The 14,658-nt window shown below is 50.3% G+C and carries 14 protein-coding genes; 5 read left to right on the top strand and 9 right to left on the bottom strand.

The window, feature by feature from the left end; translation table 11 throughout:
• Window positions 1–11: 11 nt before the first annotated feature.
• On the top strand, window positions 12–1,178 hold the full coding sequence (gene ftsZ, locus A9165_RS03795) for a cell division protein FtsZ (RefSeq protein ID WP_065954953.1): 1,167 nt from the start codon (window positions 12–14) through the stop codon (window positions 1,176–1,178).
• Window positions 1,179–1,320: 142 nt separating this feature from the next.
• Window positions 1,321–2,232: a UDP-3-O-acyl-N-acetylglucosamine deacetylase gene (gene lpxC / locus A9165_RS03790; protein WP_039924923.1), complete on the top strand. Its 912-nt coding sequence runs from the start codon at window positions 1,321–1,323 to the stop codon at window positions 2,230–2,232.
• A gap of 4 nt (window positions 2,233–2,236) precedes the next feature.
• Here the strand turns inward: lpxC and A9165_RS03785 are convergent, their stop codons facing one another.
• Window positions 2,237–2,704 carry a DUF721 domain-containing protein gene (locus tag A9165_RS03785; RefSeq protein ID WP_065954952.1) on the bottom strand — a complete coding sequence of 156 codons (468 nt, stop codon included), beginning with the start codon at window positions 2,702–2,704 and terminating at the stop codon, window positions 2,237–2,239.
• A gap of 237 nt (window positions 2,705–2,941) precedes the next feature.
• Here A9165_RS03785 and secA point away from each other — a divergent pair, with 237 nt between their 5' ends.
• Window positions 2,942–5,662, top strand: coding sequence for a preprotein translocase subunit SecA (gene secA, locus A9165_RS03780; RefSeq protein WP_065954951.1), 2,721 nt, complete (start codon window positions 2,942–2,944; stop codon window positions 5,660–5,662).
• A complete protein-coding gene (gene mutT / locus A9165_RS03775) occupies window positions 5,646–6,053 on the top strand; it encodes an 8-oxo-dGTP diphosphatase MutT (RefSeq protein WP_065954950.1) in 408 nt (135 codons plus the stop codon). The genes secA and mutT overlap by 17 nt, the downstream gene beginning before the upstream one ends.
• 9 nt (window positions 6,054–6,062) lie before the next feature.
• On the opposite strand, the gene yacG is transcribed toward mutT, so the two are convergent.
• The 8 genes from yacG to A9165_RS03735 form a co-directional block, all read right to left on the bottom strand.
• Window positions 6,063–6,296 (bottom strand): DNA gyrase inhibitor YacG, encoded by a 234-nt coding sequence (gene yacG, locus A9165_RS03770; protein WP_065954949.1) that lies wholly within the window; start codon window positions 6,294–6,296, stop codon window positions 6,063–6,065.
• Window positions 6,297–6,356: 60 nt separating this feature from the next.
• A complete protein-coding gene (gene zapD, locus A9165_RS03765; RefSeq protein WP_065954948.1) occupies window positions 6,357–7,106 on the bottom strand; it encodes a cell division protein ZapD in 750 nt (249 codons plus the stop codon).
• Window positions 7,096–7,737: a dephospho-CoA kinase gene (gene coaE, locus A9165_RS03760; RefSeq protein WP_008606738.1), complete on the bottom strand. Its 642-nt coding sequence runs from the start codon at window positions 7,735–7,737 to the stop codon at window positions 7,096–7,098. The genes zapD and coaE overlap by 11 nt, the downstream gene beginning before the upstream one ends.
• Window positions 7,734–8,612: an A24 family peptidase gene (locus tag A9165_RS03755; protein ID WP_065954947.1), complete on the bottom strand. Its 879-nt coding sequence runs from the start codon at window positions 8,610–8,612 to the stop codon at window positions 7,734–7,736. The genes coaE and A9165_RS03755 overlap by 4 nt, the downstream gene beginning before the upstream one ends.
• The gene (locus A9165_RS03750) at window positions 8,612–9,841 is read right to left on the bottom strand and encodes a type II secretion system F family protein (RefSeq protein ID WP_008606740.1); all 1,230 of its coding nucleotides are present in this window, start codon (window positions 9,839–9,841) and stop codon (window positions 8,612–8,614) included. Before A9165_RS03750 ends, A9165_RS03755 begins: the two co-directional genes overlap by 1 nt.
• 75 nt (window positions 9,842–9,916) lie before the next feature.
• Window positions 9,917–11,617, bottom strand: a complete 1,701-nt coding sequence (gene pilB / locus A9165_RS03745; RefSeq protein ID WP_008606741.1) for a type IV-A pilus assembly ATPase PilB — start codon at window positions 11,615–11,617, stop codon at window positions 9,917–9,919.
• A gap of 189 nt (window positions 11,618–11,806) precedes the next feature.
• A complete protein-coding gene (locus A9165_RS03740; RefSeq protein ID WP_065954946.1) occupies window positions 11,807–12,616 on the bottom strand; it encodes an ABC transporter substrate-binding protein in 810 nt (269 codons plus the stop codon).
• Window positions 12,617–12,709: 93 nt separating this feature from the next.
• A complete protein-coding gene (locus A9165_RS03735) occupies window positions 12,710–13,456 on the bottom strand; it encodes a PilZ domain-containing protein (RefSeq protein WP_065954945.1) in 747 nt (248 codons plus the stop codon).
• A 314-nt stretch (window positions 13,457–13,770) separates the two neighbouring features.
• Here A9165_RS03735 and A9165_RS03730 point away from each other — a divergent pair, with 314 nt between their 5' ends.
• Window positions 13,771–14,562, top strand: coding sequence for an NF038132 family protein (locus A9165_RS03730; RefSeq protein WP_065954944.1), 792 nt, complete (start codon window positions 13,771–13,773; stop codon window positions 14,560–14,562).
• The last annotated feature ends 96 nt before the right edge of the window (window positions 14,563–14,658 follow it).

Raw genomic sequence — 14,658 nt, 5'->3', positions numbered from 1 at the left:
GAGAGAGAGCTATGTTTGAGTTAATGGAAAACCACAGCGAAGAAGCTGTCATTAAAGTAGTAGGGGTTGGCGGTGGCGGCGGTAACGCCGTGGAATATATGGTCGCCAGCAATATCGAAGGGGTAGAGTTTATTGCTGCCAATACCGATGCCCAGGCGCTGCGTAATTCCTCAGCCAATGTCACCCTGCAGTTAGGTGCAGGTGTCACCAAAGGTCTGGGTGCCGGTGCCAATCCGGATATCGGTCGTCGTTCCGCCGAGGAAGATCGGGAAACCATCAAGAAAACCCTGCAGGGCGCGGATATGGTGTTTATTGCTGCCGGTATGGGTGGTGGTACCGGTACCGGTGCGGCACCTATCGTTGCCGAAGTGGCTAAAGAGCTGGGGATCCTGACGGTCGCAGTGGTGACCAAGCCGTTCCCGTTTGAAGGTAAAAAGCGTAGCGCCTTTGCCGACGAGGGGATCAGCGAGCTGAGCAAGCATGTTGATTCATTGATCACCATCCCGAATGACAAGTTATTAAAAGTTTTAGGCAAGGGCACCAGTCTGTTAGATGCGTTTAAAGCCGCCAATAACGTATTACTGGGTGCAGTTCAGGGCATTGCTGAGTTAATTACCCGCCCGGGTCTGATCAACGTTGACTTTGCTGACGTACGTACCGTGATGTCGGAAATGGGTACTGCGATGATGGGTACTGGCCGCGCTACCGGCCCGGACCGTGCCGAAGAAGCCGCCGAGCAAGCCATCTCAAGTCCGCTGTTGGAAGATATCGATTTATCTGGTGCTAAGGGCATTCTGGTTAACATCACTGCTGGTCTGGATATCAGTATCGAAGAGTTTGAAACTGTTGGTAATGCCGTAAAAGCCTTCGCGTCTGAAAATGCGACTGTGGTTGTCGGTGCCGTTATTGATCCGGAAATGCGTGATGAGCTGCGGGTTACTGTAGTTGCAACCGGTATCGGCGCCGATCGCAAGCCGGATATCAGCCTGGTGCCAACTCACCGTCCTGAGCCGGTGAACCACGGTTATGTACAACATGGTAATACCATGCGGCAAAGTGCACCGCAGCCCGCAGTGCAACGCGAAGAAATGTTACAGCCTAAGGTACAACCGGAAGTGAAAGGTGGCGGTATCGATATTTTTGATATCCCGGCTTTCTTACGCAAACAAGCGGACTAAAGTCCGCGCTGTTTGCGCGGTAGACAGGCGTCAGGCAGCAGATGCAGTTCATCCGCTGTTCAGCCACTATTTGGCATAGTAGCTTGCATGTGTTATGCTGCGCGCCCATTTTGTTTGCTTAGATAATGAGCAGGATAAAATTATGATTAAACAACGTACCATCAGCCAAATCGTCAGCACCGTCGGTGTTGGATTACACAAAGGTGAAAAGGTTACGCTTACTCTCCGGCCTGCGCCTGATAACACGGGAATTATTTTCCGTCGTGTTGATCTGGACCCGGTAGTTGACTTTAAGATCACTCCCTCTCTGGTGGGTGATACGGTCATGTGTACCTGTTTAATCAATGAGCAGGGCGTGCGCCTGTCTACCACAGAACATTTAATGGCGGCTATCGCTGGCCTTGGCATCGACAATCTGGTGATTGATGTCGATGCCCCGGAAATTCCAATTATGGACGGTAGCGCCAATCCTTTTGTTTACCTGTTGCTGGAAGCTGGCATCAGCGAACAGCGGCTGGCGAAAAAGTTTATTCGCATCAAACGACCTGTGCGGGTTGAAGATGGCGATAAATGGGCCGAGTTTAAGCCTTACAATGGTTTTAAGCTGGACTTTGCCATCAGTTTTAACCATCCGGTGATCTCTGAAACCACACAGCATCTGGTGATGGATTTCTCCGCTGCTGCCTTTATTAAAGAAATCAGCCGTGCCCGTACTTTCGGTTTCCTGCATGAAGTTGAGTATCTGCGGGCGAATAATCTGGCGCTCGGCGGTAGCATGGACAATGCGGTGGTACTGGACGAGTATCGCGTATTAAACCAGGATGGTTTGCGCTACGAAGACGAATTTATCAAGCACAAGATCCTGGATGCCATTGGTGACCTTTACATGGCCGGTTACAGTATTCTGGGAGAGTTCAAATCCTTTAAGACCGGGCATGCGCTGAACAATCAGTTGTTGGCAGCGGTACTGGCCAATCAGGAAAACTGGGAATTCGCCACCTTTGACGATAAAGCCGAGTTGCCAATCTCCTATCTGGCACCGCAACTGGCCTAAATCGCTAATTTTGCCCGCGCAACAGGCGTTGTAGTGCCTGTTGCAGTGGGCCTGCCGTTTGTTCTGCTAACTTTGACAATTGCTGTCTGGTTTGCTCACTCAGCGCCGTTTGGTTCTTCAGATATGGCGTAGCCGCCGTCTCCCGCACACTAAACCTGCTATTTTGTCCGTTTGGCGAAACCTCAATGTCAAGACCCGCTAAATCAGGCAAGATTTTTTGCCGGAAATTGGCTAAAATGGCGTCGCGCTGCATTTTCAGTCGGGTAGCCCAGGCTGCTGAGCTGCACAGGATCACTGCTCGTCCGTCTTTCAGATTCACGACCTGACAGAACCCCAGGTCCGGTAATTGGAGCTGGCTGGCCAGTTCGGTATTGAATTGCTGCAACAGGCTGTATTGCTGTTGTACTGTGGCCAGTGGGCTGTTGCTCAGTAAATGAGAAAGATCTTCCGGTTTGTGATTATAACGTTTCATCGGATCATTGACCTGGCAGACTGAAGCTGCAGTTTAGCAGTTTTTTAGTGGTGGCCATAGCTTTGCCCTTGAAAGGCACTGTCAATAGCGCCATATCCTGCTAACATCTGCCGGTACTGGCCTGCTGCGCGGGTCACAGCATACGAATAACACTGGCGAAGCCAGGGCTGCAGCAACACTCAGGGCAAGTAATGCCGGCTGGGGCTGGCAGTTTCAACTAAGAATGGTATTGGGATAATGTTTGGAAAACTCTTCGCCAAATTGATTGGCAGCCGTAACGACCGCTTTTTAAAGAAACTCAAAAAAACTGTGCTTCAGATTAATGCCCTGGAAGAGCAGTTTACCAAGCTGAGTGACGAACAACTAAAAGAAAAAACCAGCGAATTTAAGCAGCGGGTTCAGGCCGGCGCTACTTTGGATGACATCCTGCCGGAAGCCTTTGCAACAGTGCGTGAAGCCAGTAAGCGGGTGTTCAATATGCGCCATTTCGACGTGCAGTTGATTGGTGGTATGGTACTGCATCAGGGCAAGATCTCAGAAATGCGTACTGGTGAGGGTAAAACCCTGACCGCGACCCTGCCAGCCTACCTGAATGCCTTAAGTGGTAAATCGGTGCATGTGATCACCGTTAACGACTATCTGGCGAAGCGCGACGCCCAAACCAACGAACCCTTATTTACCTTCCTGGGGCTAACTGTTGGCGTAAACGTGCCGGGGATGGCACACCATGAAAAGCAGCAAGCTTACGCCGCTGACATTACCTATGGTACCAACAACGAATTTGGCTTTGACTACCTGCGCGATAATATGGCGTTTTCGCCGCAAGACCGCGTTCAGCGCGACCTGGCCTATGCCATTATCGACGAAGTTGACTCCATTCTGATTGACGAAGCCCGTACGCCGCTGATTATTTCAGGCCCGGCCGAAGACAGTTCTGAGCTGTATAAGCAAATTAATAAGCTGGTGCCGCTGCTGGAAAAGCAGGATAAAGAAGACGAAGAAGGCAAACATGGTGACGGCCACTTTACGGTGGATGAGAAAGCGCGTCAGGTGTACCTGACCGAGCAAGGCCAGATCAAAGTAGAAGATATGCTGCGCGAGCAGGGGCTGATCGCCGAGCACGATACCCTGTTCTCTGCGGCCAATATTACCTTGTTGCATCACGTTTACGCTGCCTTACGTGCCCATCAGCTGTTTAAGCGCGATGTGGATTATGTGGTAAAAGACGGCGAAATCGTGATTGTTGACGAGCATACCGGCCGTACTATGGAAGGCCGGCGCTGGTCTGAGGGCCTGCACCAGGCGGTGGAAGCTAAAGAAGGCGTACGGATCCAGAACGAGAACCAGACGCTGGCTTCAATTACTTTCCAGAACTATTTCCGTTTATACGACAAGCTGGCCGGTATGACCGGTACTGCCGATACTGAAGCCTTTGAATTCCAGCAAATCTATGGTCTGGAAACCATCGTGGTACCGACCAATAAGCCAATGGTGCGCGATGATATGGCAGATCTGGTCTATCTGACCGCCGAAGATAAATATACCGCCATTATCGCCGATGTGCTTCAGGCGCGCGATGCCGGCCGGCCGGTACTGGTGGGTACCGCCTCAATTGAAAGCTCAGAATATTTATCCAGCCTGCTGAATAAAGTCAAAATTAAGCATCAGGTACTGAACGCCAAGTTCCACGCCAACGAGGCGCAGATTATTGCCGACGCTGGTCGTCCTGGCACCGTTACCATCGCGACTAATATGGCCGGCCGCGGTACCGATATCGTGCTCGGTGGTAGCTTACAAGCAGAATTAAAAGCGCTGGGACCTGATGCCAGCAGTGAACTGATCGAAAAAACCCGTACCGACTGGCAACAGCGGCATGATGCGGTGATCGCCGCGGGTGGCTTACATATCATAGGTACTGAGCGGCATGAATCGCGCCGTATCGATAACCAGCTGCGTGGCCGTGCCGGCCGGCAAGGCGACCCGGGTTCATCACGCTTCTATCTGTCACTGGAAGATGCGCTGATGCGGATTTTCGCTTCAGATCGCATGGCCGGTATGATGCGTCGTCTGGGTATGGCACCGGGTGAGGCTATCGAGCATCCCTGGGTTAGCCGGGCGATCGAAAATGCGCAGCGCAAAGTCGAAGCGCGTAACTTTGATATCCGTAAACAGCTGCTGGAATTTGATGATGTGGCTAACGATCAGCGTAAAGTGGTGTACGAGCAGCGCAATGACCTGCTGGATGCTACTGATATCGCTGATACGATTAATGCGATCCGTGAAGACGTGGTAGAGCGGGTCATTAACGAATATATCCCGCCACAATCGCTGGACGAAATGTGGGATATCCCAGGCCTGGAACAACGTTTACAGGCGGATTTCGGCGTCGAGTTACCGGTTGGTCAGTGGCTGAAAGACGATAAAAAACTGTTTGAAGAAAAACTGCGTGAGCGTATTCAACAGGATGTGGCTGCCGCTTATGCCCTGAAAGAGCAAATGGTTGGTGAGCAGGTGCTGCGGCAGTTCGAAAAAGCGATAATGCTGCAAAGTCTGGACAGCCATTGGAAAGAACACCTGGCGGCGATGGACCACCTGCGCCAGGGTATTAACCTGCGCGGCTATGCGCAGAAGAACCCGAAACAGGAATACAAGCGCGAAGCCTTTGAACTCTTTACGACGATGCTGGAAAACCTGAAGCTGGACGTGATTGGTATTTTAAGCCGGGTGCAGGTTCGCGCTTCGGAAGATGTCGAGGCAGTAGAAGCGCAGCGTCGTAAAGCCGAGCAGGTACCACACCAGTATCAGCATGCTGAAGCCGAACAAGTTGGCGGCGAGCTGCCAGACAGTGTGCGTGGTACTGCGCCGGTATATCGGGATGGGATGAAGGTTGGCCGTAACGATCCCTGTCCTTGTGGTTCCGGCAAAAAGTATAAGCACTGCCATGGTCAGCTCAGCTAAGCCCAGGTTGCATGTTGCTGTGGGTGTGATCCTGCAGCAACAGCAGGTGCTGCTGGCGAAGCGCCATGCCAGCAAGCATCAGGGCGATCGCTGGGAGTTTCCCGGCGGTAAGTTAGAACAAGGTGAGTCAGTGTTATCCGCGCTGGGGCGTGAGCTGCAGGAAGAAATCGGCATTACAGTCACCGCCGCTGAGCCTTTGATGCAGCTAAGCCATGATTATCCGGAGCGGGAAGTGTTGCTGGATATTTATCTGGTTACCGCCTTTAGTGGCGAACCGCATGGCGCTGAAGGTCAGCCACTGCTTTGGGTACCGATACAGCAGCTGAACACTCTGGCGCTACCTGACGCCAACCAACCTATCGTTACCCGCTTACAACAGCAGTTCAGCTGAACTGCTGTCTTAGTCTTTAAAAAAGCGGTTATCCGCTGCCAGCATCTCCTGCTCCAGTTCAGCCAGAAATTGCTCTGACAACTCAGGATCAATACTGCTTTTATCGGCAATACGGTGGTTTTCCGCTGCCCAGTCGCCCAAATCAATTAACTTACAGCGCTCAGAGCAAAACGGGCGAAACGGTGAGGCAGCAGACCAGACAACTGTGTTTTGGCAAGTTGGACATAATACGGTCGCAGTCATAACGGCTCCTTTCAGACAACAGCTGCGCGATTCTAGCAGAAATTAGCTGCTGGCGCAGGTTTAGCAGCAGGCGAGCTGGAATTGAACCGATTCGGCACAGGCGCTACGGCCATCCTGCTCTGATAATTGCATAAAGCGGATCGCATAGCGGTATCTGTTACCGCTGACGGTGGGGAAGGAACAACAGGCGTGGCTATATTTAATCCGCAGCAACTCGAATTGTTCAGCGTTTTGCTGAAAGAAGCCATTCTCTGCTTCAATCTGTGTAAATTCGCCACGCTGGCGGATAAAATTCAGCACAAAGGCCAGCGCCTGCTCGGTCAGTGCGAGCTGGCTTAGCCAGTCACTAAACTGTTGTCGCTGTTCGGCCTCTGGCAGGCTAAGCCAGTACTGCAGTTGCGGTACATCAAAATAGCAACAGCCACCGGGTAGCGCAAAACGCTGGCGTAACGGCGCCAGGAACTTATCTTCTTTTAACGCCTGGGCTAATTTACCGGCGCGGAGTAATTCGGTTTGAAAGCGCAGCGCTTGCTGCAGTAAGGGCTGTAACTTCTGATCGGATACTGAAGGGTGGCGTGACCAGAGCACCAGTTGACTCTCACAGCGCTCTAAATCTTTTAGCAGATCGGGTTTTATATCTGAGCGATCCAGCACATCAATCAGCGCAAACAGGGTAGTAAAGAAACTGAGCTGCTGCGCTTCACCGCCTTGCTGGCCCAGCGCTGACAATTGGGTAAACAGATGCTCAATCCGCAGATAGGTACGGATTTTATTATTCAGCGGATGTTCGTATACTATTTCAGCAGTCATACTGCTCTTTGTGTCTTATTTCCTGGCTAAGTTCAAGATATTTTTCATGTAAATGCTGAATTTGTTCAATAAGTTGCGCCAGGCTGCCGTTATTGTCCAGCAAATCATCGGCCCGCGCCAGTCTGGCACTACGACTAAGCTGGCTCGCCATAATGGCTTTTACCTGTTCAGCACTGTTCTGATCCCGTGTCATGGTGCGGCTTAGCTGGGTTTGCTCGCTAATATCTACTACCAACACCCGATCGGTAAATTGATCCAGCTGGTTCTCCAGCAGCAATGGCGCCACCAGCAGCGCATAGGGCGTGGTTAACTGTTTTAATTGCTGAAACAGCTGCTCGCGGATCGCCGGGTGCAGTAATTGTTCCAACCAGAGTTTTTCTGCGGCATCGCTAAAAATCAGCTGGCGCAGCAGTGGGCGATTAAGACTGGCATCGCTATTGAGGATCTGCGGGCCAAAGTGCTCAACAATGCGCTGCAGGCAGACAGAACCTGGTGCGACCACCTGCCGTGCTACCTGATCGGCGTCGACATAGCCGGCACCCAGCTCCCGGAATGCCTCGGCAACAGTACTTTTACCACTGCCGATACCACCGGTCAGGCCAATCAGCAGCTTGCCGGTAACCGCACTCATAAGCCCAGATAGGCCAGGTAAGCGTTAGTCAGTTGTTCACCCCACAACAGGGCAATCCAACCGGCGGCAGCAATATAGGGGCCAAATGGAATAGGGGTGGCTTTATCTTTACCCTGAATTACCAGCATCGAGGCACCGATCACTGCGCCAACCAGAGAGGACAATAAAATAATCAGTGGCAGTTGTTGCCAGCCAAGCAGGGCACCAAATACCGCCAGTAGTTTAAAATCACCATAGCCCATACCTTCTTTGCCGGTAAGCAGCTTAAAGGCCCAATAGACTGACCAGAGGCTAAGATAACCGGCCGCAGCACCGACAATGGCGCTGGCAGGGTCTACCAGGGCTGCATCGGTCAGGCTAAATAGCAGGGCTAACCACAGCAGCGGCAGAGTAAGCTGATCGGGTAGCAGCATCTTATCAATATCAATAAAGGTGAGCGCCACCAAACCAAAGGTAACAATAACTAACACCAAGGTAGTCAAGCTAGGGCCAAACTGCCAGGCAACCAGGGTTGCTAATAGTGCGGTCAGCAGCTCTACCGCCGGATAACGCAGGCTAATTGGCGCCTGACAATGCCGGCAGCGACCTTTTAATAACAGATAGCTTAACAGCGGGATATTATCCCGCGCCGCAATAGGGGTATGGCAACTGGGGCAGGCCGAGCGCGGTACCGCCAGATTATAGCGGGCGGGTGCGGCACTTTGGCTCTCTGGTTGAAAATAGGCCTGAAATTCGCTTTGCCATTCCAGCTCCATCATCTTGGGTAGCCGGTAAACTACGACATTTAAAAAGCTGCCAATCATTAAACTGAAGATAAACACCAGTAACAGAAACACTGCCATATTAGCGGTAAGTAAGTTAATCAGCTCCATCATCAGACAATATTACCCATCTGGAAGATTGGCAGATACATCGCAATAATCAGACCACCGATAATCACGCCTAGCACGGCCATAATTAGCGGCTCAAGCAGCGCCGTCAGGCCATCGACAGCATCATCAACTTCCTGTTCATAAATATTGGCCACCTTGGCCAACATACTATCCAGTGAGCCGGATTCTTCACCAATTGAGACCATTTGTACTACCATTTCCGGGAACTGGTTAGTCTGTTTCATCGCAAAATGCATTTGGTTACCGGAAGATACTTCATCCCGGATATCCAAAATGGCTTTTTTATAAATTTCATTGCCGGAGGCACCGGCGGCAGATTCCAGCGCTTCGATTAGGGGCACGCCGGCAGCAAAGGTGGTCGATAAGGTACGGGCGAAGCGGGCAACAGCTGCCTTATTTAGAATCATGCCAAAAATTGGTGCCTTTAATAGCATCGCATCACAGCCGGTACGAAATTTCAGGCTATTACGATAACCTTTGGCAGTAAGGTAAGCGGCAATTACTACTGCAGCCAACACTACCCACCAATATTGCTGCATTAGCTCGGAAATCCCCAATACAAACAGGGTAAAGGCCGGCAGTTCGGCACCAAAGCTACCAAAAATCTCGGCAAATTGTGGTACGACAAAAATTAATAATATAGACGTAACAATACCTGCGACAACCATAACGGCAGCAGGATAAAACATCGCTTTTTTAATCTTCGATTTTAACGCTTCCGCTTTTTCTTTATAGATGGCGATACGGTCAAAGATTTTATCTAAAGCACCGGATTGCTCACCGGATTTAACTAAATCACAGTACAGATCATCAAAATACTTGGGGTGTTCGCGTAAGGTATCGGATAGCGGTAAGCCAGCCTGAATTTTTACCGAGATTTTTTGCATCAGCGCCCGTAAACTTTTATTATCCGAGCCATTAGCAATCAGATCAATAGATTGCACCAGCGGTACCCCTGCACCCAACATAGTTGCAATTTGCCGGGTCACCACCGCGATATCCATGGCGCTAATACGTTTTTCGTCACCAAAGAGTGATTTCGGCTTTTTCTTCACCGCAGAAGGGGTGACACCTTGCTGGCGTAGCAATGCTTTGGCTTCAGCAATACTGGTGGCTTTTATTTCGCCATTTCGCTTATCGCCTTTGCGGTTAATCCCTTTATAGAGAAAGACCTGCAGTTCTTTAATTTTATATTTTGTTGACTGCGCCATTTGCTGATTCCTTGTATGCGCGAACCGCCTGAATAACTAGAGTATAGTGGCCAAAAGCTACCTTATAACAAACCTTTAGCCTTTCGTCACCCGGTTTACTTCGGCCAGACTGGTTACGCCGGCCGCGGCTTTAATCAGGCCGGATTGGCGCAGGTTATTAATGCCTTCAAGCTGGGCCTGGCTGGCAATATCCAATGAATTACCGTTTTCCATAATAATATCGGCCATCTTCGGGCTAATTGGCATCACTTCATAAATACCGACCCGGCCTTTATAGCCGCCGGTACAATGCTCACAGCCAACAGGTTTGAAAATGGTTATTTTGTCCAGCTGATCTTCGCGAAAACCCTGGCGAATTAGCTCGGCCGGCGGAATATGCTCCGGCTGCTTACACTTGGGACAGAGCCGGCGGGCCAGCCGCTGTGCAATAATCAGCGAGACCGAGCTGGCCACGTTATAGGCTGGTACGCCCATATTCAGTAAGCGGGTTAACGTTTCTGGTGCGGAGTTGGTATGCAGCGTCGATAATACCAGGTGGCCAGTTTGCGCCGCTTTAATGGCGATTTCAGCGGTTTCCAAATCCCGGATTTCCCCCACCATCACCACATCAGGATCTTGCCGTAAAAACGCTTTCAGGGCTGAAGCAAAGGTCAGACCGGCGCGCGGATTAACCTGTACCTGGTTAATCCCCGGCAGGTTAATTTCGACTGGATCTTCCGCGGTGGAAATATTGGTTTCTTCAGTATTCAGAATATTTAAGCCGGTATATAGCGATACCGTTTTACCGCTACCGGTAGGACCGGTAACCAGGATCATCCCTTGCGGCTGCGCCAGCGCATCAAGATAACGCTGTTTTTGCTCCGGCTCATAACCCAGCACATCAATGCCCAGCATCGCACTGTCAGAGTCGAGGATCCGCATTACAATTTTCTCTCCCCACAGCGTTGGCAGGGTGCTAACGCGAAAATCAATCGATTTTTTGGCGGAGAGTTTAAGTTTAATCCGGCCATCCTGCGGAATACGTTTTTCTGCAATATCCAGTCGCGACATTACCTTTAACCGTGCCGATAAACGGGTTGCCAATGCAACGGGTGGGCTGGCGATTTCATTTAAAATGCCATCAATCCGAAAGCGAATGCGATAGGCTTTTTCATAGGGTTCAAAGTGCAAATCGGACGCGCCTTTGCGGATAGCATCCAACAGAATTTTATTGATAAAGGTAATAATCGGCTGGTCTTCTTTATCAGGCTGCGCAGAAACGCCTTCGTCATCCGCTTCCTCCACCACGCCCATAGCGGAGAGATCCCAGTCACTATCCCCGCCACCCAGGCTGTTATAGGCATTTTCAAAGAGTTTTTCGACCAGTTTATGTAGCTTATCGTAGTTAACTACCACGACTTCAGCATTCATGCCGGCGTTAAATTCAAAGTCTTCGATGGCGGCGATATTGGTCGGGTCAACTACTGCCAGATACATGGTACGGCCACGCTTGCTGAGTGGCAGCATATCGGTTTTGCGGGTTAGTTTTTCGTTACGCAGCTCATCGGGGATTGAAGCCGGATTAAAATGCTCCAGATCTAAGGTCAGATGATTACCAACACTGGCCGCCACTTCTGCCAGCGTATTGGCATCCAGTAATTTTTCAGCGATAAGGAGTTCTGGTAAAGTTTTGTATTGGCGGGATTTTTCTACCACCAGCCGCTGCGCTTTATCGCCATCGATAAAGCCCTGCTGAATTAAGCGCTTAAGTAAGGTAGAGTTGGTATTTACTGCCATAACCGGCTATATATCCCAGAAAATATTCAATTATCAGATACGTCTGATTATGCCAGTATCCCTTAGTTATTCAAGGTTTACTGCTATATTGATCCCTGCTGGCACAGCCTGCTATTACACGGGCTGTGCCGTAAAAGTTAGAGTGTAAAAAAACTCAGTTAAATTGTTGCCAGTACGTTTCAAACAGAGTTAGCGCTGATATTGCCGGATTAGCTGTGTTAGCTTGCCATTTTGTTGTAAGCGGCTGACGGCGGCAGTAATCTCCTGTAGCTGCGCCTCACCCATACTGGCCTTGCTTAGCATCAGATAGACATCCGAGGCCGGCAAGCTGATAGCGGTGGCGCTAATATAGCGATCCAGCCCTTTGCGGCGCAAGATGGCAGTAGCGACCATACTGTCTTCCAATAGGGCGCTGATTTCCTCATCCAGTAAACGCGCCATATTTAATTCACTAAGTTGAGCACTGACAAAAGCATCGGGTTGCTGCCCTAATAACTCATCAATCTCAGCGCCATAATAATAGCCGCTGACCAGGCCAACCTTATGGCCTGCAGCCACCAGGGCCAGCACATTAGGGAAATTTAGTGTGGCTTCAGTACGGCCATACAGCACAAACTGTTCTTGCCGGTAGGGACCGGCAAACCAGGCGTAGCGCTCACGTTCGGTACTGCGCGAGGCACCGGGTAAAATATCAAGTTCGCCGCTTTGTAAGCGCGCCAGCAAGGCAGCCCAGGTATCTTGTTGCAGTGTTAGCTCACAGTTAAGCTCTGCAGCAACTGCTTGCAAAATTTCAATATCCAACCCTTGCGCTTGTTCGCCCTGACCAAGATAGTGATAGGGCTCCCAGGCGTCAAAGCCTGCTCTAAGGATGCAGCCCGGCACAGGTTGGGCGGCAACTGTGGTTGTTGTATCTTCGACCTTGTTATGTTCAGCTGCTGGCTGGCAAGCCAGCAAAAAGAGTGTTAACAGTAGAACCAGCGTTAAAGGAAGACTGCGCATAGCAAAACTCCTTACAGGTTTTGATGTTACCTTTAGTGTAGCTGGCACTTTAGGTTGTGCCAGTCTTTCAGCGGTACTTTGACCGCGGCTGCCTCAGGACGGAATATCGGGTTGACCAGCCAGGCGGTATTGAAGTGCCAGGCCCGCAGCAGCCGGATTAATATCGGCCAGTTTGTTAACCAAGGTAGTTTGTGGCGTAGCGAACTGGATCCCGGCAGTCAGGCCATACTCATCTATTCTGGCATTGCGTATCGTACCACTTAGGGTTTGTGGTGAGCCGGCCTGCGTATCGGCAAGCTGAATAATGACATCCGCAAGGCGGATCTGCTCCGGCTTATAGGTGGTGCTAAATAGAAAGCGACAGCCATTTTTCGAAATATCAATAATTTGGCCAGGTACGACAGCAGGGGTGCTGGCTTGTCCAAGATACAGTTGCAAGCTGGCGTTAAGATAAATACTGCTGCGCTTTTCGTTGCGCAAGGCTCTGCGTTGCACGGTTTGTGGAAAGTTAATCAGGATCACTTTATCCGGAAAGCGGATAATATGTAGCAGTTCACTGCGAAAGGCAAAGCACTCGCCCAACGCATCTTCAACCAGAAATCGGCAAACCAAAGGTAAGCCTGTGACCAGTAACGCATCCGGCACAGTGTCTTCTTCCAGGCGAAAAAGTACATATTTACCAGCTCGATAACCCAGTAGTTCGCAGAGACAGCGGATTTTACGTTGGCTTAGCAGTTCAAGGTCGAAACGCTGGCCAATTTTAATATGACTAAGCCAATCTTTATTATTACCGCTAACAGTGGGGCTTTCTTCAAATAAAAGCAGTGAGGAGTCTGACATAGCCATCCCTGGACCGATGATTTTAACACATTACTAATATGCGTAATTTTTCCGCTAAGTTCAAGTAAGATCAGATAAAGTGTCTCCACTTAGCGGTAGTTTTAATACTAGTTAGCGAAATATGCATCGAGTAGTGCAAGCCGCCTTTCCTGGAATTAGCAATAATGTCAGCTTTATTTACATTGCCTGACATGACGCCGGGTTACTTGGTTAGCGTGTTTAATTAAATTCAATAAAAACAGCCATCTAATTTTTTAATTTTGGTTGGCTTAGTTTTTGCTTTGCATTGCTGCTTTTTTAACAAGGATGCAAAAATGAACTCAAAAGTAGCAAAAGTTTCAATCGCAGCCTCGCTGCTGCTCGCCGCCTCGGGCGCAGCACAGGCGGCACCGGTATTTGATATCGGTATTCCGGCTAGCTGGTCTTGTCAGGGTAGTTGCGGTGCAAGTGGCGCTGACGGCGTAGTCACTCTGGCGCCAAACGGTGGTAATAACTATGCCTGGGTTTCTACCTCTGGCGGCGTCGCAGGTGTAGGCTTAGCCGGTGTTGGTGGTTCTGGTAGCCCGCAGAATGGCTCAGTATTACGCTCTGGTTTGTTTAATGCCAGCGTTGATGATGTACTGCGCTTCTCCTTTAATTATATCACCTCAGACGGCGCCGGCTTTGCTGACTACGCCTGGGCGCGTTTATTAGATAGCAGTGCCAATCAGGTAGCTTTATTATTTACTGCCCGAACTGCGCCAAGTGGTTCTATTGTGCCTGGCTTTAGTATGCCTGCACCCAGTGTCACTCTCGACCCATTAACCGTTCCAATTATTTCTGGTGCACCTGTGTGGTCTCCATTGGGAAGCTCTTCTGGGACTTGCTACGATATCGGTTGCGGCTATACCGGTTGGGTAAATACCAGCTTTAGCATTGCCAGTACTGGCAGCTACTTTCTGGAGTTTGGTGTGGTAAACTGGATTGATAATATGTTCCAGTCTGGCCTAGCCATTGATGCTGTAACTATTAATGGTACGCCCGTTGGTGCAGTATCAGCTCCCTTTACCTTATTACTGTTGTCTTCTGGCTTGCTAATGCTGCGTCGTCGCCGTAATCTGCTGTAGAGCTTGCCGGTATTAGGCTGAGTCTCCGGTATGCTTGCTGTGCCGGAGACGAATCTGCGATAGTGATTCCTGTTCCAGGATAAAACAAGAACCTGG

The organism is Alishewanella sp. HH-ZS (assembly GCF_001704375.1).
In the GTDB taxonomy this organism is placed as follows: domain Bacteria; phylum Pseudomonadota; class Gammaproteobacteria; order Enterobacterales; family Alteromonadaceae; genus Alishewanella; species Alishewanella aestuarii.
The sequence above is the reverse complement of the archived record's forward strand: the minus strand, read 5'-3'. Positions and strand labels throughout refer to the sequence as shown.

Bases quoted from the DNA above. Each gene is read 5' to 3' on its own strand.
- A9165_RS03740 (WP_065954946.1), bottom strand. From the start codon at position 12,616: ATGCGCAGTCTTCCTTTAACGCTGGTTCTACTGTTAACACTCTTTTTG.
- A9165_RS03735 (WP_065954945.1), bottom strand. From the start codon at position 13,456: ATGTCAGACTCCTCACTGCTTTTATTTGAAGAAAGCCCCACTGTTAGC.
- yacG (WP_065954949.1), bottom strand. From the start codon at position 6,296: ATGACTGCGACCGTATTATGTCCAACTTGCCAAAACACAGTTGTCTGG.
- zapD (WP_065954948.1), bottom strand. From the start codon at position 7,106: ATGACTGCTGAAATAGTATACGAACATCCGCTGAATAATAAAATCCGT.
- mutT (WP_065954950.1), top strand. From the start codon at position 5,646: ATGGTCAGCTCAGCTAAGCCCAGGTTGCATGTTGCTGTGGGTGTGATC.
- A9165_RS03730 (WP_065954944.1), top strand. From the start codon at position 13,771: ATGAACTCAAAAGTAGCAAAAGTTTCAATCGCAGCCTCGCTGCTGCTC.
- pilB (WP_008606741.1), bottom strand. From the start codon at position 11,617: ATGGCAGTAAATACCAACTCTACCTTACTTAAGCGCTTAATTCAGCAG.
- coaE (WP_008606738.1), bottom strand. From the start codon at position 7,737: ATGAGTGCGGTTACCGGCAAGCTGCTGATTGGCCTGACCGGTGGTATC.
- lpxC (WP_039924923.1), top strand. From the start codon at position 1,321: ATGATTAAACAACGTACCATCAGCCAAATCGTCAGCACCGTCGGTGTT.
- A9165_RS03750 (WP_008606740.1), bottom strand. From the start codon at position 9,841: ATGGCGCAGTCAACAAAATATAAAATTAAAGAACTGCAGGTCTTTCTC.
- ftsZ (WP_065954953.1), top strand. From the start codon at position 12: ATGTTTGAGTTAATGGAAAACCACAGCGAAGAAGCTGTCATTAAAGTA.
- A9165_RS03755 (WP_065954947.1), bottom strand. From the start codon at position 8,612: ATGATGGAGCTGATTAACTTACTTACCGCTAATATGGCAGTGTTTCTG.
- A9165_RS03785 (WP_065954952.1), bottom strand. From the start codon at position 2,704: ATGAAACGTTATAATCACAAACCGGAAGATCTTTCTCATTTACTGAGC.
- secA (WP_065954951.1), top strand. From the start codon at position 2,942: ATGTTTGGAAAACTCTTCGCCAAATTGATTGGCAGCCGTAACGACCGC.